Raw genomic sequence first — 21,505 nt, forward strand, 5'->3', positions numbered from 1 at the left:
TCGTTTCTCAAACATCCGATTTTGGGGTTCCCAAACGCAGCAGCTTGAGCAATCGATATAGAAAAAGTGGCTGAATAATCGTCAACACTATGGTTAGCCAAGCCAATAGAGTTATGTTGCCAAGGTGACCATCGACATTTGTTAAAATCATCGAAGAGACGACGGCAGCCGAGCCACTGAATATATGTTGAAAAACATTTTGCAATGACATGAATCCCGCCCTTTCCCAAGGCGCTGCCACTTGACTATTAACAGCAGCAACGGTGATCGTTCGGGTCGATGTAACCACCATGAATAACGTGAAAATCACTATGGTCGGCAACCAAGGCTCATGCAAAAAACCATCCCAAACAACCGCTATCGTCAATGCCCCTATCAAAATCGTCACTTTCATTGCGCCAAAACGGTCAATAAACAATCCGCCAAGCTGCATTGAAAACAGGCTAAATATACCGCCCATGACATAGTAATAACTCATATCACCACGAGGTACATCAAGGTTAAATTGAAAATAAGCAGCAATATTTGGAACCATAAGGAAGGTGCTAAAAATTGCCAACCCAATTGCCATAAACGCATTCCATACCACAGGTCGCTTCAGCATTTCCATTGATGAAAATGCTTTCTGATTCAATCCCAAGTGGGCCGTCATCTCGGGCAGCCTTGTATATACCACCACGCAGACTCCCAATCCCAAGCCACCGACAACATAGAAAGGTGCACTCCATCCTTTCAACATTGCCAGCTCCAATCCCAACGGCACACCGGCAATCGCTGACAACGAAAATGCCCCCATCACGATGGCCATCGCTCGACCACGTTGATCTATTGGTGTGGCATCCACAACGATCGCCAGAGCAATGGATGTTGCAGGGCCAGCAAACACACCGGCCAGCAAGCGGGTAAAGAATAAACTTTCCATATTCCATGCCAATGCACAGGCCCAAGTGGATAGCGAGATTCCCAACAATGTGATCAGTGCGACATGCTTTCTATCAAATCTGTCGAGATATCTGGCACATAACAACGATGATAGTGCGGCGGCCAGTGCATACCCACCACCTAAATATCCTATATAGGTTGGACTTATATTTAGTGCGCGAGATAAATCAGGCCCAAGCGGCATAATCATCATAAAATCAAGAGCACTGACCAATTGAATCAATGCGGCCAACCAAACAACGTTAAAATCCATAACCGAACTATTGTTGTGAGTTTTTTTACCCACATTATTTTTATCTAGCATCATAGTGTTTACTCTCAATCTTTAGAGATAAAAAGTATACCCACTATCACATTTTAATTTTATTCGTTAAAATGGCATGGATTATTATCAGATTAGGGATAATCAATGCGTACCGGCATGGAATTGAATGCGCTGAAGATTTTCATTGCAGTGGTTGAAAACAGCAGTTTTGTCGGGGCATCTAAAACCCTTCAAATCCCCACCTCAAATGTGAGCCGCAGTATTTCTCAATTGGAAGAAGCCTTGAACCTTCAACTGATTGAACGCTCAACCCGCCATATGAAGCTCACACAATCAGGGCAACTGCTCTATACCCGAGTAAAACCACTGCTGGAATCACTGGAGCAAACCGAGGCTGAATTGACATCACAGCAGATTCAGCTGAAAGGACCATTACGCATCTGCATCCCCAATGAGGCTGGGCCAAAACTGCTCGGTACAACCATTGCCGACTTTGCCTGCCAGCATCCTGAAATAACGATCAGCTGCATTACCAATCTCTCCGGACTTGAATCATTAAGAGAGGATTTGGACATGGCAATCATCATTCACAGAGGCAAGATGGATGACTGCGATTACATAGCCAGCCATTTGACCACCATTCCCTGTACTGTTGTTGGCTCCCCGTCATTGATCCAGAAGTGGGGACTTCCCAACCACACATCACAACTCAAAACTCTCCCCTGCATAACAACGGTGAGCGCTCTGAAAGGGATGCCTTGGCAATTTACTCGCACGAACAGTGAATTTTCCACCATTCAGGTGAATGAACACTACCGGGTCAATAGTGGCGAACTGGCGTTAAAAGCAGCAATAGCCGGTGTAGGTTTTGCCATTCTTGCCAAAGTGTCTTGTCAAGAGTTTATTGATGATGGCAGCTTGGTCGAAATTGAACTTGAGTTACCCGCCGCCCCATTGCAGTTGTTTGCTATTTATGCGAACCGCCAATATCTTCCTGCTAAAACACGTGTATTTATTGAGTTCATAAGGCAAAATATCATGAGTTATCACTAGCTAAAATCGGTAAGGCCTCTACAAGTCAAACTGACCTTTCAATATATCAAGAAGGTGATCTTACCAAACTTTATTTTTCGAGAGAATTCTACTAATAAAAATATTCCCCTCGCCATACCCCTCTCCCAAAGGAGAGGGGAAAACTCAGCAGAAACCTACTATCGAAAATGTCTGATCACGCTTCACAAATCAGATGTAAAAGGCTAAAAACACCCCTGATTTTAATCAAGTTTATTTTCCATAAAGAGAAATGGAAATACCTGTTTGTTTAAATGAATTAGGATTGCATATCCCGCTTCCATATACATACTCATTCCTATGGGATAACAATTCATCTGATTCTTTTTCAAATATGGTAAATGATACCTTTTCTTTATGAAGAACGCCTTGTTCACCAAGGACCGATATTTCCACTTGATATTCACCGCTTTGCCATTTAAAGTTTTTATCGAAGAAATCATTTACCTTTTTTAAATTATCATCACTAACACAAGGCATTGATAAAGAATTAGCATGGGGAAAACCCAAAATGTTATTCACTGGAGGTGATGGTAGTTGTGGCGACACGGGTTTTTGAAGATCCTCTCTGAGATTAGATATCAACCCCCTCAAATCCATTTGTTCTCTCCTAGACATAACTGTTTGGAAGCTAATATTCTTTCCCCAGCTCTCCCCAGGCAAAATATCAAATGGTGTAAACATTAACAATTGAGTGTCAGTCTGAGAGTTCCAAAAACCGAGAGATGTTAACTGGAATTGGTCAGAACCATTACACTTCAGCTCTAGATCAATTCTTTTTACTGATACAGGTTGGCCACCTGTATTTTTCAAGATAAGATACCAATTTAAGTTAGGATAACCAATGAAATGATTTAAAAAAACCTGATTCATTTTATTTAAAGATAACTTACCTTTAAATACCTTAGATTTAATTTTAGGCCAGACATTCATTAAAAATGATATCCACGCCACGACTGCAGACCAAAAGCGCCAATCTGAATACCATATTATTTCTTCCATTAATCCTCCATATTAATAAGTAAGCAAGAGGAAAAACCTCTTGCTTATATTCACATAATTTCATCCGTTGATGTAGGAACGTCAATCTCGATACGATCGACCCGCTGCAAACCGCGGGGCAACTTGGCGCCTCGGCGACCGCGCTCGCCGCGGTAGTAGTCGAGATCGGACGGTTTGAGGGTGAGCTTGCGCTTGCCGGCAAACAGGGTGACCGACTGGCCCTGCGGGATGACGGCAGCCATCACCACAAACTCCTCCCGCGCCTTCACGCGAGCCGACGGAATGCTGATCAGCTTGTTGCCCTTGCCCTTGCCAAGCACCGGCAGGGTGTTCATCGGGAACAGCAGCATCCGCCCCTCGTTGGAGATGGCCATGCAGAGATCGGTCTCCGGTGAGCCAATCTTCTGGGGTGCCATCACCAGACCCCCTTCCGGCACGGTGAGCAGCGCCTTGCCGTTCTTGTTCTTGCCGATCAGGTCGTCATAGGTGCAGACAAAGCCGTAACCGGCGTCGCTGGCGATCAGATACGGCTCGCCTTCGTTGCCCATCACCAGATGACGCACCTCTTCACCGGCACCCAGCGCAAAGCGGCCGGTGAGCGGCTCGCCCTGACTGCGGGCGGAGGGCAGAGTGTGCGCCTCCAGCGAGTAGGTGCGGCCAAAGCTCGACAGGAACACCGCCTGCTGGTTGCTGCGGCCAAAGGCGTGGGTGAGGTAGTTGTCTCCCGCCTTGTAGGAGAGCCCCTCAACATCCACGTCGTGGCCCTTGGCGGCGCGCACCCACCCCTTGTCGGAGAGGATGACGGTGACCGGCTCGCTCGGCACCAACTCTTTCTCGGTCAGCGCCACGGCGGTGGCCCGCTCCACCAGCGGGGTGCGGCGATCGTCGCCGTACTTCTCGGCATCGGCCAGCAGCTCTTTCTTGAGCAGGGTGTTGAGGCGACGCTCGGAGCCCAGAATAAGCTCCAGCTTGTCACGTTCTTCGGCCAGTTCGTTCTGTTCGGCGCGCAGCTTGAACTCTTCGAGCTTGGCCAGATGGCGCAGTTTCAGCTCGAGGATCGCTTCGGCCTGGGTCTCGGTAATGTTGAAGCGCTCCACCATCACCTTGCCCGGCTCATCCTCGGTGCGGATGATCTCGATCACCTCGTCGATGTTGAGGTAGGCGATCAGCAAGCCTTCGAGGATATGCAGGCGAGCCAGCACCTTGTCGAGGCGGAATTGCAGGCGGCGACGCACCGTCTCGCGGCGGAACTGGATCCACTCGCTGAGGATGGTCTTGAGGCACTTCACCTGCGGCCGGTTGTCGAGGCCGAGGATGTTGAGGTTGACCCGGTAGTTCTTCTCCAGATCCGTGGTGGCGAACAGGTGGGCCATCAGCCCCTCTACATCCACCCGGTTGGAGCGCGGCACGATCACCAGACGGGTCGGGTTCTCGTGGTCAGATTCATCCCGCAGATCGGTGACCATCGGCAGCTTTTTCGCCACCATCTGGGCGGCGATCTGCTCCATGATCTTGGCGCCGGAGGCCTGATGGGGCAGCGCTGTGATGACGATGTCGCCATCCTCCTCGCTCCAGACCGCCCGCTGCTTGATGGAGCCCTTGCCGGTCTCGTAGATTTTGCGGATATCGTCGCGCGGGGTGATGATCTCGGCGTTGGTCGGGTAGTCCGGCCCCTGAATGTGCTGCATCAACACATCGAGCCCCGCATTGGGATTGTCGAGCAGCTCGGCACAGGCGTAGGCCACTTCCCGCGCGTTGTGGGGCGGGATGTCGGTCGCCATGCCCACCGCGATACCGGTCACCCCGTTGAGCAGGATGTGCGGCAGACGGGCGGGCAGCACCACCGGCTCCTTCATGGTGCCGTCGAAGTTCGGCGTCCACTCCACCGTGCCTTGCCCCAGCTCGGAGAGCAGCAGCTCGGAGAAGCGCGACAGCCGCGCCTCGGTATAACGCATGGCAGCGAAGGATTTGGGATCATCCGGCGCACCCCAGTTACCCTGACCATCCACCAGCGGGTAGCGGTAGGAGAAGGGCTGGGCCATCAGCACCATGGCTTCATAACAGGCGCTGTCGCCGTGGGGGTGGTACTTACCCAGCACATCACCCACGGTACGGGCGGATTTCTTGTGCTTGGACAGCGCCGACAGACCCAGCTCGCTCATGGCGTAGATGATGCGCCGCTGCACCGGTTTGAGGCCATCGCCAATATGCGGCAAGGCCCGATCCATGATGACGTACATGGAGTAGTTCAAGTAAGCCTGTTCGGTAAAGGTGCGCATTGGCTGGCGCTCTACCCCGTCCAGACTGAGCTCGATAGCATCACTCATATGTTTTTCTCTTGCTATGGCGCGCCCCAGGAGGGCACGCCTGAAATGCGGGTCGGCAGGTGACCGACGGCTTAGATGATGGCGAGGTTGCCCTTCTCTTCCAGCCATTCGCGGCGATCGCTCGCCCGCTTCTTGGCCAGCAGCATGTCCATCAGCTGCAGAGTCTCGTCAGCCGCATCCCCTTCACTCTCTCCTGCCGGATCCATGGTGAGCTGCACCAGACGGCGGGTGTTGGGATCCATGGTGGTTTCCCGCAGCTGTTTCGGGTTCATCTCACCCAGGCCCTTGAATCGGGTCACCATCACCTTGCCCTTCTTCTTCTCGGCTTCGACCCGCTGCAGCACGCCGTTCTTCTCGTCCTCGTCGAGGGCGTAGTAGACCTCTTTACCGATATCGATCCGGTAGAGGGGCGGCATGGCGACATACACATGGCCCTTCTCCACCAGCGCGCGGAAGTGCTTCACAAACAGGGCACAGAGCAGAGTGGCGATGTGCAGACCGTCCGAGTCCGCATCCGCGAGGATGCACACCTTGCCGTAGCGCAGGCCACTGAGGTCGTTGGAGTCGGGATCAAGACCGATGGCGACCGAGATGTCGTGCACTTCTTGCGAGGCGAGCACCTGACCGGCCTCCACCTCCCAGGTGTTCAGGATCTTGCCGCGCAGCGGCATGATGGCCTGAAACTCGCGATCCCGCGCCTGCTTGGCACTGCCACCCGCGGAGTCACCCTCCACCAGGAACAGCTCGCCCTGCATGGGGTCGGCGCAGCCACAGTCGGTCAGCTTGCCGGGCAGCGCCGGGCCTTGGGTAATCTTCTTGCGCACCACCGTCTTGGCGGCACGCATCCGGCGCTGGGCGCTGGAGATGCAGAGCTCGGCGATCTGCTCCGCCAGCTCGGTGTTGCTGTTCAGGTAGAGGCTGAAGGCATCCTTCACCACGCCGGAGACGAACGCCGAGCTCTGGCGGGAGGAGAGGCGCTCCTTGGTCTGACCGGCGAACTGCGGATCCTGCATCTTGATGGAGAGGATGTAGGCGCAGCGATCCCAGATATCTTCCGGGGTCAGCTTGACCCCGCGCGGCAGCAGGTTGCGGAACTCGCAGAACTCGCGCATGGCGTCGAGCAGGCCCTGACGCAGACCGTTGACGTGAGTACCGCCCTGCGCGGTGGGAATGAGGTTCACATAGGATTCGGCGAGGCATTCGCCCCCTTCCGGCAACCAGCAGAGCGCCCAGTCCACCGCCGACTGTTCGGAGCTGAAGGAGCCGATAAAGGGCTGCTCCGGCAGGCAGGTGAACTGCTTGACCGCGTCGATCAGGTAATCCTTGAGGCCATCTTCGTAGCACCACTCCAGCTTGATGCCGGTGTTCTTGTCGAGGAACTTGATGGTGAGGCCGGGGCAGAGTACGGCCTTGGCTTTGAGCAGGTGCTCCAGCTTGGTGACCGAGAATTTGGGCGAATCGAAGTAGCTCGCCTGCGGCCAGAAGCGCACCCGGGTGCCGGTATTGCGACGACCGCAGGTACCGGTGATGGTCAGCTCCTGCACCTTCTCGCCACGCTCGAAGGCGATGTCGTAGACCTGACCGTCGCGACGTACCGTCACCTCGACCCGATCGGAGAGGGCGTTTACCACCGAAATACCCACCCCGTGCAGACCGCCGGAGAACTGGTAGTTCTTGTTGGAGAACTTGCCGCCCGCGTGCAGCTTGCAGAGGATCAACTCCACCCCGCTGACACCCTCTTCCGGGTGGATATCGACCGGCATGCCGCGGCCGTCGTCGATCACCTCGAGGGACTGGTCTTCATGCAGGATCACCTCCAGATTGCGGGCGTGACCTGCCAGCGCTTCATCGACGCTGTTGTCGATGACCTCCTGGCCGAGGTGGTTGGGCCGGGTGGTGTCGGTATACATGCCGGGGCGGCGACGCACCGGTTCAAGGCCATTGAGGACCTCAATGGCATCCGCATTGTATTGAGTAGACATGGAGGGCCTTGCGAATTGACGTTTGGAGGGAATCTTAACTGCTAGGCGGGGGTAGAACAAACTCCCCGCACCGAAAGCTTGATCTGGAGAAGAACAAGCAGGGCGAGACCGCCCTTATTGACTCAAACCTGACTATAACCCGAGGAAACGGATGATCTGGGCGGGGTAGCGCTCGAACGCAACAAAGGCATGGTTGCCACCGCACTCCAGCGAGAGGCGGGCAAAGCGGTATTCATCCAGCGCCTTGCGATAGTCGAGCACCTCATCCCCCTGCTGTTGCAGGATCCAGAGCCGCTCCGGCGCCGTCACCGGTACCGCCAGTGCCCGCAGCTCATCCATATGTTCAGGCCGCAGTTCGTACTGCTCACCCGTATAGGGATTGGTCTGGGGGCCAAGGTAGTCGCAAAGCAGCTCGTGCGGGCGCACCGCCGGATTGATCAGCGCCGCGCGGCAGCCGTACTGCTCGCTGACCCGGGTCGCCATAAAGCCACCGAGGGAGCTACCCACTGCGCCGAGCTTGAATTCGCTACCATAGCAGCTCTGCAAATTGGCAATAGTCTGTTCGATAGCTGCCCAAGCCGCCGCTGGCGTATTGGGCTGAGCCGGAATGATCACCTCGATATCCGGCCGATTGGCGGCCACCCAGGCAGCCATCTGCTGGGCCTTGGCGGAGCCCGGTGAGGAGTTGAAACCGTGCAGATAAAGGAGAACCGACTTCATGGAATGCGCTCCTCAATAACCGGTAGCGTTGGGGTCGGGCACAAACTGCCCCACCGGCAGGCGCCACACCTCGCTGGCCACCCGCCCATCCGGATAGAGGGTCAGATAGCGCCAGCCCGGGCCGGATTCATCCAGCGCGAAGCCATCAGAGAGCGGTTTGAACTGAATGCAAGTCGATGGGCTGGCAATCAGCCGCACCCCGCGGTGCACCTCGTCAAACTCCTGATGAACGTGGCCGAACAGGATGGTCTTCTGCTGCGGATGACGGGCCAGTACGGCAAACAGGTCATCGGCATTCTTGAGATTGTGCTGATCCAGCCAGGCGCAGCCCACCGGCACCGCCTGATGGTGCAGGGTGATAAGGGCGTGGCGATCAGGATATTGGCGCAGGGCGCGGTCGAGGGCGGCCAGCTGGTGATCGCCAATCATGCCGTGGGGTTTGCCGCGCACCTGAGTGTCGAGCAGGATCACCTGCCAGTGGTCGCCCACCAGCAGCTTGGATTCACTGATCCCGGCGGCATGGAGATATTCGGTCATCAGCGGGCTGTCATCGTGATTGCCCGGCAGCCAGTAGATGGGGCGGCCAAGAGGCGCCATCATGGAGGCGAAACGCTGATAGGATTCCGGGCTGTGATCCTGCGACAGATCGCCGGTCGCCAGAATCACCTCGTAGGGGTGTTCATTGGCCTGCACCTGTTCCAGCACGGCGGCCAGACTCTCTGCGGTGCGCACAGCCAACAGCCGCCCTTCGGCACTCGCGAAGAGGTGGGTGTCGGTAATTTGCAACAGGCGCACACTGCCGTCCTGCGCCTGGGGGAGCTCTGTTTCCAAAATCACGCTTCTTTTTATTTGTTCAACTGGAGATATTGATCGGGCTGGTACCATGTCTGAGACAAAATTTTAGCCATTCGGCCAGAAACAGATTTACCTGCTCCTTTTCGTCCCGCTGGTGCATCTTTTTATTGGGATAATCATAACGTGGTTGCAAACGGGAAATCTGTTGCGCTGCACACACTTCCGCCATCCGCACATCATGATACAAACGAATCTCTATCTGAGCTTGTAAATATTCGGGCAATTCGGGGTTGTGCTGGCTCAGGATCACCTGATTGGTGAAGCGACTCTCGCCAATGATGGTGAGCTGGAACTGCAGATCGTTGCCGACCCGATAGCGGCGCTCGGCGCCGACTTCCCCATCTGGCGGCAGCAGTTTCATCAACGCCATGTAATTGACCTCGCAGGTACGCTGCAAGGACATCAGATCAGGAACATAGCGCCTGCTCTGTTGCAGGGTCAGCGCCACCTCAGCGATCCGCCAGCCAGCGGGCGCGCAGCTCGCCATGGTTGAGGGCCAACCACTGCAGGGCAATGACCGAGGCCGCATTGTCGATACGTCCCTCTTTGAGCCAGGCGTAGGCCTGTTCGCGGCTCACCACGTGCACCCGGATATCCTCGCCCTCATCCGCCAGCCCGTGCAGTCCCTCGGCCTTGCTGGCATCCACCTCGCCCACAAAGACCTCGATCCGCTCGGTGCTGCCGCCCGGGCTCACCAGATAGCTGATGGCATGCTCGCAGCGGGCCACCTCGATACCGGCCTCTTCCACCGCTTCGCGACGCACCACCGCCTCGGCGGTCTCACCTTCGTCGATGATGCCGGCTACCAGCTCCAGCAGCCAGGGGGTCGGGCTGGTCTCCATGGCGCCGATACGGAACTGCTCCACCAGCACGATCTGGTCGCGCACTGGATCATAGGGCAGCAGTGCGGCAGCATGGCCCCGCTCGAACAGCTCGCGCACGATGGGCTGATTCCAGCCGCCAGCAAATAACCGATGCTGCAAACGATAGACATTCACCTTGAAGAAGCCGTTATATCCAGCTGATTTTTCAATGATTTTCACATCATCGGCGGCGTAATGCCGATCTTGCGGCAAGGGTTGCTGCGACATCCGGGGCTCCCGTCAGCTTGACTTGTATCAGTTTGACCATAAAATCCGAGGAACATGAATGAACGTTCATTCACTCGGCGTGCCATGGTAATGAGGGGTGGATTTTAGCAGCCACAGACCATTTGGCTAGGCGCGCGGGGAGAAAACTGCGTCCGGTTCTTGACGTTCCCGTCACCGGACCTGAGACTCTTAGCATTAAATTTTGCTTATAGTAGAGTGATTAAGCTGCAATCAAGCTTGGTCGGTGACAATATTTGCCTCTCCAGCAACCAGTTTGGGTTACTACATAAGGTTAAAACGATCTATGAAAAGAACACTTTTGTCAGTCATGGTGTTGCTGGGCGTCAGTGCCGGTGCCCATGCCGAAAACCTGCTCGACATCTACCAGCAAGCCCAGATCAAAGACCCGCAGTTGCTGCAGTCCAAAGCCGTTCGCGACCAGGCCTTCGAGAAGATCAACGAATCCCGTGCCCCTCTGCTGCCCCAGATCGATCTGGGTGCCGGGCTCAATTATCTGCAAAACAAGAACGATACCCAGAGCAATACCAACGCCAAGGGTGAGGTGACGCTGTCGCAATCCCTCTATCGTCGCAGTAACTGGGTCAATCTGGATATCAGCGAGAAGCAGGCCACTCAGTCAGATGTCGCCTACAACCTCGAAATCCAGAACCTGATGGTGCGCACCGCCAAAGCCTACTTTGATGTGCTCAAGGCGATGGATACCCTGGAGTTCGTCCGTGCCAACAAGGTTGCGGTAGAGCGTCAGCTGGAGCAAACCCAGCAGCGTTTCGAAGTGGGCCTGACCGCCATCACCGACGTCCATGAAGCAGAAGCCTCTCGCGACCAGGCGCTGGCTGACGAGATCAATGCAGAAAACTCGCTGGACAACAGCTACGAGACCCTGCGCGAGCTGACCGGTGTTGATCACCGCAATCTGGACGTGCTGAACACCGATCGTTTCAGCCCGCAGAAGACCGCCTTCGGCTCCGACAAGTGGCTGGAGCTGGCGCTGGACAAAAACCTGCAACTGCACAGTGCCCGCATCAGCAAGGACATTGCCAAGGAGCAGATCGATCTGGCCAAAACCGGCCATGAGCCGACGCTGGATCTGGGTGCCGGACTGCAAACCAGCAATACCGATTACAAGCTGGATAGTATTCAGAGCGGCGGCAATGACAATCAGGCCAATATCGGTCTGACCTTCAAGCTGCCCATCTACAGCGGTGGCGCCACCAGCTCTAAGGTGAAACAGGCTCAATACAACTACGTGGCGGCCAGCGAACTGCTGGAGAAGAACTTCCGCTCGGTGCAGAGCACAGTGCGCTCCTCCTACAACAACGTGAACGCCAGCATCGGCTCGGTGCGCGCCTACAGCCAGTCTGTGGTCTCCGCCGACAGCGCCCTGAAGGCGACCGAAGCCGGTTACGAAGTGGGTACCCGTACCATCGTCGACGTGCTGGACTCCACTCGCAAGCTGTACGAGGCCAAGCAGAAGCTCTCCGAAGCCCGTTACAACTACATTCTCAATATCCTGAGCCTGAAACAGGCTGCCGGTATTCTGGAAGCGCAGGATCTGGTGGAAGTAAACCAGGGTCTAATGCCTGCCACGGCAAAAGCCAAAGGCTAATAGCCGCTATCGGACATGAAAAAGGCGACCGCAAGGTCGCCTTTTTGTTATCCGTATTTCTGTCGGCTTGCTACCGCCGATAGCGAGCCCCGCCAGATTGCGGGGCCAGCTGAACGTTAGCCGCGCTCGCGGATCGTCTTGATGATGTCGGTGGTGGAGCAGCCATCCTCGAAGTTGAGAACGCGCACCTCACCGCCGTTGGCGGTCACTTCGGCGTAACCGGCGATATCTTCCGGCTTGTAGTCACCCCCCTTGACCAGCAGATCCGGCAGGATCTCGGCGATCAGACGCTGCGGGGTATCTTCACCAAACGGCACTACCCAATCCACCGCGCCCAGCGCAGCCAGCACCGCCATGCGACGCTCGGTCGGGTTGACCGGACGACCCGGCCCTTTCAGACGGCGAACCGACTCGTCGGTATTGACCGCCACGATCAGGCGATCCCCCAACTTGCCGGCGTTGGCCAGATAGGAGACATGGCCGGCGTGCAGGATGTCGAAGCAACCGTTGGTCATCACCACCTTCTCGCCACGCAGACGGGCGGCACGAACCGCCACTTTCAGCTGGGCTTCGGACATGACGCCGAAGCCTGTCTCCTGCTCGGTGTAGAGGGCGTTGGCCAGCTCGACCGGGCTAACGGTAGAGGTACCCAGCTTGCCGACCACGATACCGGCGGCGGTATTGGCCAGCGCACAGGCTTCATCCAGGCTCTTGCCTGCCGCCAGCGAGGTGGCGAGGGTCGAGATGACGGTATCACCGGCACCGGTCACATCATAAACCTCGTGGGCCTGAGCCGGCAGATGCAGCTCCGGCTGACCTTCGCGGATCAGGGTCATGCCGTTCTCGGAACGGGTGACCAGCAGGGCATCCAGCTCGAAACGCTTGACCAGATCCAACCCCTTGGCGACCAGCTCCTCTTCGCTCTTCACCTTGCCTACCACAGCCTCGAACTCGGACATGTTGGGGGTCAGCAGGGTGGCACCGCGATACTTCTCGAAGTCGGTCCCCTTGGGGTCGACCAGCACCGGAATACCGGCGGCTCGGGCGCGCTGGATCATGCCGGGCACGTCGTTGAGAGCACCCTTGCCGTAGTCGGAGAGGATCATCACGTCGCTATTCGGCAGCGCCTGCTCCACCTTGCTCATCAGCAGGGTGGCATCGACGGAGTGGAAGGGCTCTTCAAAGTCCAGACGCAGCAGCTGCTGGTTGCGGGACAGCACCCGCAGCTTGGTGATGGTCGGGAAGTCGGCCAGACGAACGAAATCACAGGCCACCTTGACGCCAGCCATCTGGCCAGCCAAGGCATCGGCAGCCTCGTCCTGACCGGTCAGGCCAAGCAGCACGGCGTGGGCGCCCAGCGCAGCGGAGTTGAGGGCCACGTTGGCCGCGCCACCGGGACGCTCCTCAATGTGTTCAACCTTGACCACGGGCACCGGCGCCTCGGGGGAGATCCGACCGGTAGGGCCATGCCAGTAACGGTCCAACATGACATCGCCAACGACCAGAACGCGGGCTTTTTCAAAATCGGGCAGGGTGATCTTCATCTGTATCGACTCTCAAAACCTGAAAAATCAGCGGGCGATTTTATCACACTCTTTTATCCGGTGTAGAAAAAGCCGACCGCAGTTGCCGCCGCTGTCACGCTAACCGGACGCAGGCTACCCCTCTGACCAGCACACAGCCATTCGCCCCCGCCCCCCCTTTTCGGCTAGAATCCCCCGATTGTGTTTGCGAACAAGAGATTAGCCATGGCCCATGACAACGCTCCCCGCCTCGAGCCCCGCCTGTTTCATCCCCGTTACTGGGCCAGCTGGTTCGGCCTCGGCCTGCTCTGGCTGCTGACCCTGCTGCCGTGGCGCAGCCAGATGTGGCTGGGCCGTCAGCTCGGTCGCCTCGCCGCCAGGATATTGAAGTCCCGGGTCAAGATTGCCCGTCGCAATCTGGAGCTGGCCATGCCCGAGCTGACCCGGGATGAGCGGGAGAAACTGCTTAAGGCAAACTTTGAGAGCGTGGGCTGCGCCGTGTTCGAGGTGGGGATCGCCTGGTTCTGGCCAGACTGGCGGATGCGCAACCTGATGAAGGTGGAAGGGGAAGAGCACGTCATCGCCGCCATGGAAAAAGGTCAGGGCATGCTGCTGCTCTCCTGCCACTTCCTGACGCTGGAACTCAACGCCCGCTGTTTCGGGCTGGTACGGCCAGGGGTCGGCGTCTATCGCCCCAACACCAACCCGGTGCTGGAGTATGCCCAGTATCACGGTCGCTGCGCCTCCAACAAATATCTGGTAGACCGGATGGACGTGAAGGGGATGATCAAGGCGCTACGCAACGGTGACGCCCTCTGGTACGCGCCGGATCACGACTATGGCTCCCACGCCAGCGTGTTCGTGCCCTACTTCGCGGTGGAGCAGGCGGCCACCATCACTGGCACCGCCACTCTGGCGCGGGTGAAGAACACCGTCACCCTGCCTTGCTACAACATCCGCACCAGCGAGGGTTACACCCTGCATATCGGGGCGCCCCTCGCCGACTACCCCAGCGGTGATGACATGGTCGATGCGGCTCGCGCCAACCGCGAGATTGAAGCCGCGGTGCGCAAGGCGCCGGAGCAGTACATGTGGCTCCATCGCCGCTTCAAGACCCGCCCCTCCCCCGAGGATGCAAGCTTCTACTAAGCGGTAACACTCCCGACTAGGGCCAGATCGCCAAAACCGACAAACCGCCTGCTGGCGGTTTGTTTTTATCTGCTGTCTGACCTGCGCGGCAAAGAAGCGCTCCGAACATCTGCCGCTCGATAACATCCTGCATGTTGGCGCCCATTCCCATCGGCCAGCAGCAAAAGAGACCTCATCACCAACCGTAAAAACTGAAAGCGGGTTACAAATTTATTGATTCATTGGTAAGCAATGGAGTATTTCGATAGATCCATCGCCACTACCCACTGATGAGTAATTGAGTGATTTGTCCCATTCGAATACAAAAATTGAATTTGTGACGAGAATCACTATTGAACAAGAGAGCCATAAAGTAACTTTAGTGATTTGAGTCACAAAAAATGACCATGCAAAACAGAAAAGATCGAAATGTAGCCGAATTACAGCATGGGAATGTGATGCAGGTCACTGGTTATGGAGGGGGTATCGCTGGGTATCTGAGAGCTGGATCACAAGACACCCCGTTTTCAGCCTAATTTGATCGCGAGCTGGTAGATTGAAGTTGCTTAGACGACCGGGATGGAGGTTCGGCAAAACCGGCCATCCCGAACTACCACTTTTAATCAAACAGGCTTAAAACGGGGTCCCGACATGTTATCACCGGATACCAAAGTCAAGATACAGAATTTTGGACGCTTCCTGTCCAATATGGTCATGCCCAACATAGGCGCCTTCATCGCCTGGGGCTTTATTACCGCCCTCTTTATCCCCACCGGCTGGCTGCCCAATGAAACCTTGGCCAAGCTGGTCGGCCCCATGATCACCTACCTGCTGCCGCTGCTGATTGGCTACACCGGCGGCAAGCTGATGGGCGGTGATCGTGGCGGCGTGGTCGGTGCCATCACCACCATGGGCGTCATCGTGGGTACCGACATCCCCATGTTTATGGGAGCCATGATGGTCGGCCCGCTCGGTGGCTGGGCCATCAAGCGCTTCGACAAGGCGATGGACGGTCGCGTCAAGAGCGGCTTCGAGATGCTGGTCAACAACTTCTCCGCCGGCCTTATCGGCATGCTGCTGGCGATCCTCGCCTTCTTCGTGATTGGCCCCTTCGTCAAGGTGCTCTCCGGCCTGCTGGCCGGTGGCGTCGGCTTCTTGGTGGAAAACCACATGCTGCCGCTCACCTCCATCTTCGTCGAACCGGCCAAGATCCTGTTCCTCAACAACGCCATCAACCACGGCATCTTCTCGCCGCTGGGGATCCAGCAGGCGACCGAGCACGGTAGCTCCATCTTCTTCCTCATTGAAGCGAACCCGGGCCCGGGCATGGGTGTGCTGCTGGCCTACATGGTGTTCGGCCGTGGTGCCGCCAAGCAGTCCGCGGCTGGCGCCTCCATCATTCACTTCTTCGGCGGCATCCACGAGATCTACTTCCCGTACGTGCTGATGAACCCGCGCCTCATTCTGGCGGTGATCGCCGGTGGCATGACTGGGGTCTTTACCCTGACCCTGTTCAATGCAGGTCTGGTCTCACCCGCCTCACCGGGCTCCATCTTCGCCGTGTTGTTGATGACGCCGAAAGCCTCCCTGATCGGGGTCGCCCTCTCCATCATCAGCGCGACTCTGGTCTCCTTCCTGGTCGCCGCCGTGTTCGTCCGCGCCCAGCAGCCGGAAGCTGACGAGGCCGATGCCCTCGGTGAAGCCACTCGCAAGATGAAAGCCATGAAGGGCGGCAAACCCGAAACCGCAGCGGCCAAGAAGCCGGGCGGCGAACTGATGGCGGTACGCAATATCGTGGTCGCCTGCGATGCGGGCATGGGCTCCAGCGCCATGGGCGCAGGCATGCTGCGCAAACGGGTGCAGGCCGCCGGGCTCGATATCAGCGTCACCAACCGCGCCATCGATCAGCTCGACGATCAGGTGGATTGGGTCATTACCCACAAGGATTTGACCGAACGGGCCCGTCGCCATGCGCCGAACGCTCACCATATTTCCCTGACCAACTTCCTCGACAACGGCCTCTATCAGGAGCTGGTACAGAGCCTGACTCAGGCCGCCAACGATGATGTCGCCAACCCGCAACTGCTGGTGGCCGCCAACGATGACAGCTACGAGCCGCAAGCGGCCGAAGTCTTTACCCTGAGCCGTCATGACGTGCATCTGGGACTGAAAGCCGACAGCAAGGAGGCCGCCATCCTGACCGCAGGCCGACTGCTGGCGGAGCGCGGCTACGTGGCCCCCGACTACGTCAACGCCATGCTGGAGCGCGAACAGCTGGTCTCCACCTACCTCGGCGAATCCATCGCCGTGCCCCACGGCACCATCGCCGCCAAGGAGTTTGTGAAGCGTACCGGCATCGTCATCTGCCAGTACCCGGCCGGGGTCGCCTTTGGCGAAGCCGCCGATGAAGTAGCGCGGCTGGTGATCGGCATCGCCGCCCGCAACGACGAACACATGCAGGTAATAACCCGCCTGACCAATGCACTGGATGAACCCGGTCTCATCGACCGACTGGCCAGCACCACGGATCCCCAGGCCTTCCTGGATCTGCTGGGTGCCGAACAGGCTGCGTAATCATCTTTCATCGTCTTTGGTTCAAGAGGTTAATATCATGAAAACATTGCATTTTGGTGCTGGTAACATCGGTCGCGGCTTTATCGGCAAAGTGCTGGCGGATGCCAGCCATCAGGTCACCTTCGCCGACGTCAACGACACTCTGATCGATCAGCTCAACCACCGCCAGGAGTATAAGGTCCACGTGGTGGGTGCGGATCAGAAGCTGGATGTGGTGCGCAACGTGGCGGCGGTGAGCTCCGCCGGTCACGAGGTGATCGCCCGTATCATCACCGCCGATCTGGTCACCACGGCAGTGGGCCCCAACATTCTGGACAAGATTGCCAGTACCCTGGCCAAGGGGCTGCAGGCCCGCTTCGATGCCGGCAACCTGACACCGCTGAACGTCATCGCCTGTGAAAACATGGTGCGCGGTACCAGCCACCTCAAGCGGGAGGTACTCAAGTACCTGCCGGTCGCGTATCATGCCACGCTCGAATCCTGTATCGGCTTCGTCGACTCGGCGGTGGATCGCATCGTACCGCCCGCCGCGGCTGCCAACGATGATCCGCTGGAAGTGACGGTCGAGAGCTTCAGCGAGTGGATCGTCGACCAGACCCAGTTCAAGGGGGAGCTGCCACAGGTGGCGGGCATGGAGCCCACCGACAACCTGATGGCCTTCGTCGAGCGCAAGCTGTTCACCCTCAACACCGGCCACATCGTCACCGCCTACCTCGGCAAGCTGCGGGGCTACCACACAGTGCGCGAGGCGATCGAAGATCCGGTGATCCGCAGCAAGGTACGCCGCGCCATGGAGGAGAGCGGTGCCGTGCTGGTGAAACGCTACGGCTTCGACCCGCGTCTGCACGCCGCCTACATCGAGAAGATCCTGGCCCGCTTCGCCAACCCCTATCTGGTGGACGAGATTGACCGGGTCGGTCGTCAGCCACTGCGCAAGCTGGCGGCGGGGGATCGACTGGTGAAGCCGCTGCTGGGCACCCTGGAGTACGGCCTGCCGAGCGATCAGTTGCAGGAAGGGATCGCCGCGGCGCTCCACTATCGCAATGCCGATGACCCGCAGGCAGTGGAGTTGCAAGCCCTGCTGGCGGAGCTTGGCCCGGCCAAAGCGCTGGCCCGCGTTACCGGACTGGATGAAGAGAGCGAGGTGGTTCGCGCCATCGTCGCCCGTTACGAAACCCTGTAATGAACCTGCTTGCGGCGCATTCAGCCACCACTGATAGCGCGCCAAGCGCTTGAATGGCAAGGGAATGTGCCCCATATGATAAAAACCGGGAGAGAGGCCCACTCTCTCCCTGTCAGCTGGACCCAATGCACCTATGACCACACACCAGGAAGATGAAGTACTGGAACGACTGAATGAGCAGGATGGCCCCCGCGGCTTCTTTCTCGAAGCCGTGACCATCCTGGAAGAGGCGGTCGACTCCCTGATGCGACGCGCGTTCCGTCAGGAGGAGTATGCCGTCAAATACGCCATCGAACCCCTGCTCAACCAGAGCGGACCCCTCGGCCAGCTGGAGGTGCGCCTCAAGCTCATCTTCGCCCTCGGCCTCATCTCCCTCGAGCGCTATCAGGATATCGAAGCCTATATCAAGATCCGCGACTTTCTGGTGCGCGACCCCAAGGATTACCGCTTCAGCGACAAGCCGATCCGCGATCTGCTCGACCGCCTGCACGGGGTCAATCAGGGCGGCATGATGAAGCTGGAGCCCCCCGCCAGCGAAGAGGATTGGGCCTTCTACCAGATGCAGCTCAACCGGCTCGATCAGATGGTGCGCTCCGCACTGGTACTGGCGCTGGCCGACTGTGTCGGCGAGCTCCACAAGGAGAGCCCCATCTAATCCAGCCCCAAGGCCACCCCATCACCACGGTTGGCGTCTGGCTGGCGCCCTGCACACCACCGCCAGCCACCATGACGCCGACTGTCGCACATCTCCCCATCCCGGCCATGATGCACGCTCCTTCAGGTGTCAATCTGACCAACTTAGCCACTACACTAGCTCCATACTCACTGCCTGAATCGAGGTCTGCATGATTGCCCTCTCTCTGGCCGGGATCGCCCTGGTCTCCGTGCTGGCCCAATGGCTTGCCTGGTCGCTGCGGGTACCCGCCATCCTGTTTCTGCTGCTCACCGGCCTGACTCTGGGCCCGGTCAGCGGCCTGCTCGACCCCGATGCCCTGCTCGGGGATCTGCTGTTTCCGCTGGTCTCCCTGTCGGTGGCCATCATCCTGTTCGAGGGGGCACTGACCCTCCATCTGGCCGAGCTCAAGGGGATCGGCAAGGTGGTGCGCAATCTCTGCTCCACCGGCATGCTGGTCAGTTTCGCCGTCATCGGCAGCGCCGGTTACTTCCTGCTGGGGCTGGACTGGCGGGTTGCCACCATGCTCGGCGCGGTACTGGTGGTAACGGGCCCGACGGTGATCGCCCCCATGCTCAACGTGATCCGCCCCACCCGGGAGGTGGACCGCATCCTGCGCTGGGAGGGGATCGTCATCGACCCCATCGGCGCCCTGTTTGCGGTGCTGGTGTTCGAGGCGGTGCGCCTCGGCAGTCAGGGGGATCTCATCAGCCATACCCTGCTGGCGCTGGGCAAGACAGTGCTGGTCGGTTCCCTGATCGGGGTGGCGGCGGGCTGGCTCACCACCCTGCTCATTCGCAAGGACTGGCTACCGGTCAGCCTGCACAAGTTCGGCGTGCTGGCGCTGGTGCTGGTCACCTTCAGCCTCTCCAACTGGCTGAGCCACGAGTCCGGCCTGCTGGCGGTGACCGTGTTCGGTATCTGGCTCGCCAATCAGGAGGGGCTGGACCTAGAGGAGGTGCTGGCGTTCAAGGAGGATCTCGCGGTCATCCTTATCTCCAGCCTGTTTATCCTGCTGGCAGCGCGCCTCGATCTGGCCCAGCTCTGGCAACTCGGCCCCATGGTGCTGGCGCTGCTCTGCGTGGTGCAATTCGTGGCGCGTCCGCTCTGTATTCTGGTCTCGACCTGGGGCTCGGATCTCTCCTGGCGAGCTCGCGCCCTGCTGAGCTGGATCGCCCCGCGTGGCATAGTCGCGGCGGCAGTCAGTGCCTCGTTTGCCATCAGCCTGCATCAGGCCGAGATCCCCGATGCCGACAAGCTGGTACCGCTGGTATTTGCGGTGATCATCTCCACCGTGGTGTTGCAGAGCCTCACCTCGGCACCGCTGGCCAGCCTGCTCAAGATGCGCCAGAGCGCCCCCAACACCTGGCTCATCATAGGGGCCAACTCGGTGGCGCGGGCCATTGGCAAGGCGCTGGCGGATCAGGGGGTGCCGGTACAGCTCTGCGATCCCGCCTGGGAGTTCTGCAAACAGGCGCGGATGAGCAACCTCCCCTGCTACTTCGGCAACCCCCAGTCGGAACATGCCGAGCTGCACCTGCCGCTTACCAGCATCAGTACCGTGCTGGCACTCTCCCCCAACCGCCACAACAACGCCCTCGGGGTGCTGCACTTTGCCCACCTCTACGGCGAGGAGCAGGTCTACTCCCTGCGATCCAGCGAGCAGCACGGCAAGGCCAACCGGGAGAGCGCCACCTTTCGCGCTCGCCAGAACCTGTTCGGCCCCGACATCAACTATGCCAGGCTGAGCAGCCTGCTGAGCCGGGGCGGCCAGATCAAGGCGACCCGCCTGAGCGAGACGTTCGACTGGGCCCAGTATCAGACCGCCAATCCCGGCGCCATCCCGCTGTTCATCATGGATGGCAAGGGCAAGCCCCAGATCGTTACCGGCCCTGTCACCCCGCAGGCGGGTGAGCTGCTGATCGCCCTGCAGCCACCCAGAGAGCAGGGTGCCGAATGAGCGAAGCCAACCACAATCCGCTGATCGCCCCTCTGCTGGTGCTATTGCAACAGGCGGCGGGAAGCTACAAGGTGCATGAACTGATGGCCGCTCTGCGCCAGCAGGGGGAGATCCCCCGGCTGGCCGACGATGAGCAACTACAGCTGTTTCGGGTCAACTTCCTGATCATGAACGCCCTCTACCAGTTGCAGGCCGAGCTCTGGCAAGAGGGATGGTGGCTGGTAATCAGCACCCTGGATATCCGGCTCGAACCGCTGGCCGGGAATCAGGAGGCCAACCACGGCTTTGCCCTTGGCGAAAATCTGCGTAGCTACTATCTCGACTGGCAGGTGTTCTGGCAGACCGACCGTGCCGAAGTTGAAGCCCTGCTCAACCGCTTCTGGCGCGCTTATGACGGTGAGGGGCACAAAGCCGAGGCGCTGGCCCTGTTCGGGTTGAATGAGGGGGCGAGTCAGGAGGCGATCCGCCGCCGCTGGCGGGAGCTGGCATTGCAGCACCATCCAGATCGGGGTGGCAATGCCGAGACCTTTATCCGCATCCGCTGGGCCTGGGAGGTCCTGCGGGGATGATCCGGTTGCCGTC

Annotated in this window: 17 protein-coding genes; 8 read left to right on the forward strand and 9 right to left on the reverse strand. The window is 58.2% G+C overall.

Annotated elements, in window-relative coordinates; translation table 11 throughout:
* Positions 1–7: 7 nt before the first annotated feature.
* On the reverse strand, positions 8–1,249 hold the full coding sequence (locus G5137_RS08935; RefSeq protein WP_421255248.1) for an MFS transporter: 1,242 nt from the start codon (positions 1,247–1,249) through the stop codon (positions 8–10).
* 102 nt (positions 1,250–1,351) lie between these two features.
* Here G5137_RS08935 and G5137_RS08940 point away from each other — a divergent pair, with 102 nt between their 5' ends.
* Positions 1,352–2,260, forward strand: a complete 909-nt coding sequence (locus tag G5137_RS08940) for a LysR family transcriptional regulator (RefSeq protein ID WP_421255249.1) — start codon at positions 1,352–1,354, stop codon at positions 2,258–2,260.
* A gap of 231 nt (positions 2,261–2,491) precedes the next feature.
* Here the strand turns inward: G5137_RS08940 and G5137_RS08945 are convergent, their stop codons facing one another.
* The 7 genes from G5137_RS08945 to nudF form a co-directional block, all read right to left on the reverse strand.
* A complete protein-coding gene (locus tag G5137_RS08945) occupies positions 2,492–3,280 on the reverse strand; it encodes a hypothetical protein (protein ID WP_421255250.1) in 789 nt (262 codons plus the stop codon).
* A gap of 50 nt (positions 3,281–3,330) precedes the next feature.
* Positions 3,331–5,607: a DNA topoisomerase IV subunit A gene (gene parC, locus G5137_RS08950; protein ID WP_421252208.1), complete on the reverse strand. Its 2,277-nt coding sequence runs from the start codon at positions 5,605–5,607 to the stop codon at positions 3,331–3,333.
* 71 nt (positions 5,608–5,678) lie between these two features.
* A complete protein-coding gene (gene parE, locus G5137_RS08955) occupies positions 5,679–7,589 on the reverse strand; it encodes a DNA topoisomerase IV subunit B (protein WP_005343111.1) in 1,911 nt (636 codons plus the stop codon).
* 132 nt (positions 7,590–7,721) lie between these two features.
* A complete protein-coding gene (locus G5137_RS08960) occupies positions 7,722–8,309 on the reverse strand; it encodes a YqiA/YcfP family alpha/beta fold hydrolase (RefSeq protein ID WP_338456095.1) in 588 nt (195 codons plus the stop codon).
* Positions 8,310–8,321: 12 nt separating this feature from the next.
* Positions 8,322–9,140 (reverse strand): 3',5'-cyclic-AMP phosphodiesterase, encoded by an 819-nt coding sequence (gene cpdA / locus G5137_RS08965; RefSeq protein WP_005335897.1) that lies wholly within the window; start codon positions 9,138–9,140, stop codon positions 8,322–8,324.
* Positions 9,141–9,162: 22 nt separating this feature from the next.
* On the reverse strand, positions 9,163–9,651 hold the full coding sequence (locus tag G5137_RS08970) for a DUF1249 domain-containing protein (RefSeq protein ID WP_196783449.1): 489 nt from the start codon (positions 9,649–9,651) through the stop codon (positions 9,163–9,165).
* Positions 9,614–10,255: an ADP-ribose diphosphatase gene (gene nudF, locus G5137_RS08975; RefSeq protein ID WP_005335901.1), complete on the reverse strand. Its 642-nt coding sequence runs from the start codon at positions 10,253–10,255 to the stop codon at positions 9,614–9,616. The genes G5137_RS08970 and nudF overlap by 38 nt, the downstream gene beginning before the upstream one ends.
* A gap of 304 nt (positions 10,256–10,559) precedes the next feature.
* Between nudF and tolC the strand changes: the two genes are divergently transcribed.
* On the forward strand, positions 10,560–11,882 hold the full coding sequence (gene tolC, locus G5137_RS08980) for an outer membrane channel protein TolC (RefSeq protein ID WP_227341446.1): 1,323 nt from the start codon (positions 10,560–10,562) through the stop codon (positions 11,880–11,882).
* A 116-nt stretch (positions 11,883–11,998) separates the two neighbouring features.
* Here the strand turns inward: tolC and hldE are convergent, their stop codons facing one another.
* Positions 11,999–13,426, reverse strand: a complete 1,428-nt coding sequence (hldE, locus tag G5137_RS08985) for a bifunctional D-glycero-beta-D-manno-heptose-7-phosphate kinase/D-glycero-beta-D-manno-heptose 1-phosphate adenylyltransferase HldE (RefSeq protein WP_005335903.1) — start codon at positions 13,424–13,426, stop codon at positions 11,999–12,001.
* 204 nt (positions 13,427–13,630) lie between these two features.
* Between hldE and lpxL the strand changes: the two genes are divergently transcribed.
* The 6 genes from lpxL (at position 13,631) to G5137_RS09015 (ending at position 21,492) form a co-directional block, all read left to right on the forward strand.
* Positions 13,631–14,554: an LpxL/LpxP family Kdo(2)-lipid IV(A) lauroyl/palmitoleoyl acyltransferase gene (lpxL, locus tag G5137_RS08990; RefSeq protein WP_139411008.1), complete on the forward strand. Its 924-nt coding sequence runs from the start codon at positions 13,631–13,633 to the stop codon at positions 14,552–14,554.
* Between the two features lie 630 nt (positions 14,555–15,184).
* Positions 15,185–17,107 (forward strand): PTS mannitol transporter subunit IICBA, encoded by a 1,923-nt coding sequence (locus G5137_RS08995; RefSeq protein WP_421255251.1) that lies wholly within the window; start codon positions 15,185–15,187, stop codon positions 17,105–17,107.
* 37 nt (positions 17,108–17,144) lie between these two features.
* Positions 17,145–18,290 carry a mannitol-1-phosphate 5-dehydrogenase gene (locus tag G5137_RS09000; RefSeq protein ID WP_005335906.1) on the forward strand — a complete coding sequence of 382 codons (1,146 nt, stop codon included), beginning with the start codon at positions 17,145–17,147 and terminating at the stop codon, positions 18,288–18,290.
* Between the two features lie 133 nt (positions 18,291–18,423).
* On the forward strand, positions 18,424–18,945 hold the full coding sequence (locus G5137_RS09005) for an MltR family transcriptional regulator (protein WP_005335907.1): 522 nt from the start codon (positions 18,424–18,426) through the stop codon (positions 18,943–18,945).
* A gap of 190 nt (positions 18,946–19,135) precedes the next feature.
* Positions 19,136–20,923, forward strand: coding sequence for a cation:proton antiporter (locus tag G5137_RS09010; RefSeq protein ID WP_421255252.1), 1,788 nt, complete (start codon positions 19,136–19,138; stop codon positions 20,921–20,923).
* Positions 20,920–21,492 carry a DNA-J related domain-containing protein gene (locus G5137_RS09015; RefSeq protein ID WP_204420230.1) on the forward strand — a complete coding sequence of 191 codons (573 nt, stop codon included), beginning with the start codon at positions 20,920–20,922 and terminating at the stop codon, positions 21,490–21,492. Before G5137_RS09010 ends, G5137_RS09015 begins: the two co-directional genes overlap by 4 nt.
* The last annotated feature ends 13 nt before the right edge of the window (positions 21,493–21,505 follow it).

Origin of the sequence: Aeromonas sp. 600282 (assembly GCF_049175755.1) — a bacterium.
Classification (GTDB): Bacteria; Pseudomonadota; Gammaproteobacteria; order Enterobacterales; family Aeromonadaceae; genus Aeromonas; species Aeromonas veronii_A.

Bases quoted from the DNA above. Each gene is read 5' to 3' on its own strand.
- G5137_RS08935 (WP_421255248.1), bottom strand. From the start codon at position 1,249: ATGATGCTAGATAAAAATAATGTGGGTAAAAAAACTCACAACAATAGT.
- G5137_RS08940 (WP_421255249.1), top strand. From the start codon at position 1,352: ATGCGTACCGGCATGGAATTGAATGCGCTGAAGATTTTCATTGCAGTG.
- G5137_RS08945 (WP_421255250.1), bottom strand. From the start codon at position 3,280: ATGGAAGAAATAATATGGTATTCAGATTGGCGCTTTTGGTCTGCAGTC.
- parC (WP_421252208.1), bottom strand. From the start codon at position 5,607: ATGAGTGATGCTATCGAGCTCAGTCTGGACGGGGTAGAGCGCCAGCCA.
- parE (WP_005343111.1), bottom strand. From the start codon at position 7,589: ATGTCTACTCAATACAATGCGGATGCCATTGAGGTCCTCAATGGCCTT.
- G5137_RS08960 (WP_338456095.1), bottom strand. From the start codon at position 8,309: ATGAAGTCGGTTCTCCTTTATCTGCACGGTTTCAACTCCTCACCGGGC.
- G5137_RS08970 (WP_196783449.1), bottom strand. From the start codon at position 9,651: ATGGCGAGCTGCGCGCCCGCTGGCTGGCGGATCGCTGAGGTGGCGCTG.
- nudF (WP_005335901.1), bottom strand. From the start codon at position 10,255: ATGTCGCAGCAACCCTTGCCGCAAGATCGGCATTACGCCGCCGATGAT.
- tolC (WP_227341446.1), top strand. From the start codon at position 10,560: ATGAAAAGAACACTTTTGTCAGTCATGGTGTTGCTGGGCGTCAGTGCC.
- hldE (WP_005335903.1), bottom strand. From the start codon at position 13,426: ATGAAGATCACCCTGCCCGATTTTGAAAAAGCCCGCGTTCTGGTCGTT.
- lpxL (WP_139411008.1), top strand. From the start codon at position 13,631: ATGGCCCATGACAACGCTCCCCGCCTCGAGCCCCGCCTGTTTCATCCC.
- G5137_RS08995 (WP_421255251.1), top strand. From the start codon at position 15,185: ATGTTATCACCGGATACCAAAGTCAAGATACAGAATTTTGGACGCTTC.
- G5137_RS09000 (WP_005335906.1), top strand. From the start codon at position 17,145: ATGAAAACATTGCATTTTGGTGCTGGTAACATCGGTCGCGGCTTTATC.
- G5137_RS09005 (WP_005335907.1), top strand. From the start codon at position 18,424: ATGACCACACACCAGGAAGATGAAGTACTGGAACGACTGAATGAGCAG.
- G5137_RS09010 (WP_421255252.1), top strand. From the start codon at position 19,136: ATGATTGCCCTCTCTCTGGCCGGGATCGCCCTGGTCTCCGTGCTGGCC.
- G5137_RS09015 (WP_204420230.1), top strand. From the start codon at position 20,920: ATGAGCGAAGCCAACCACAATCCGCTGATCGCCCCTCTGCTGGTGCTA.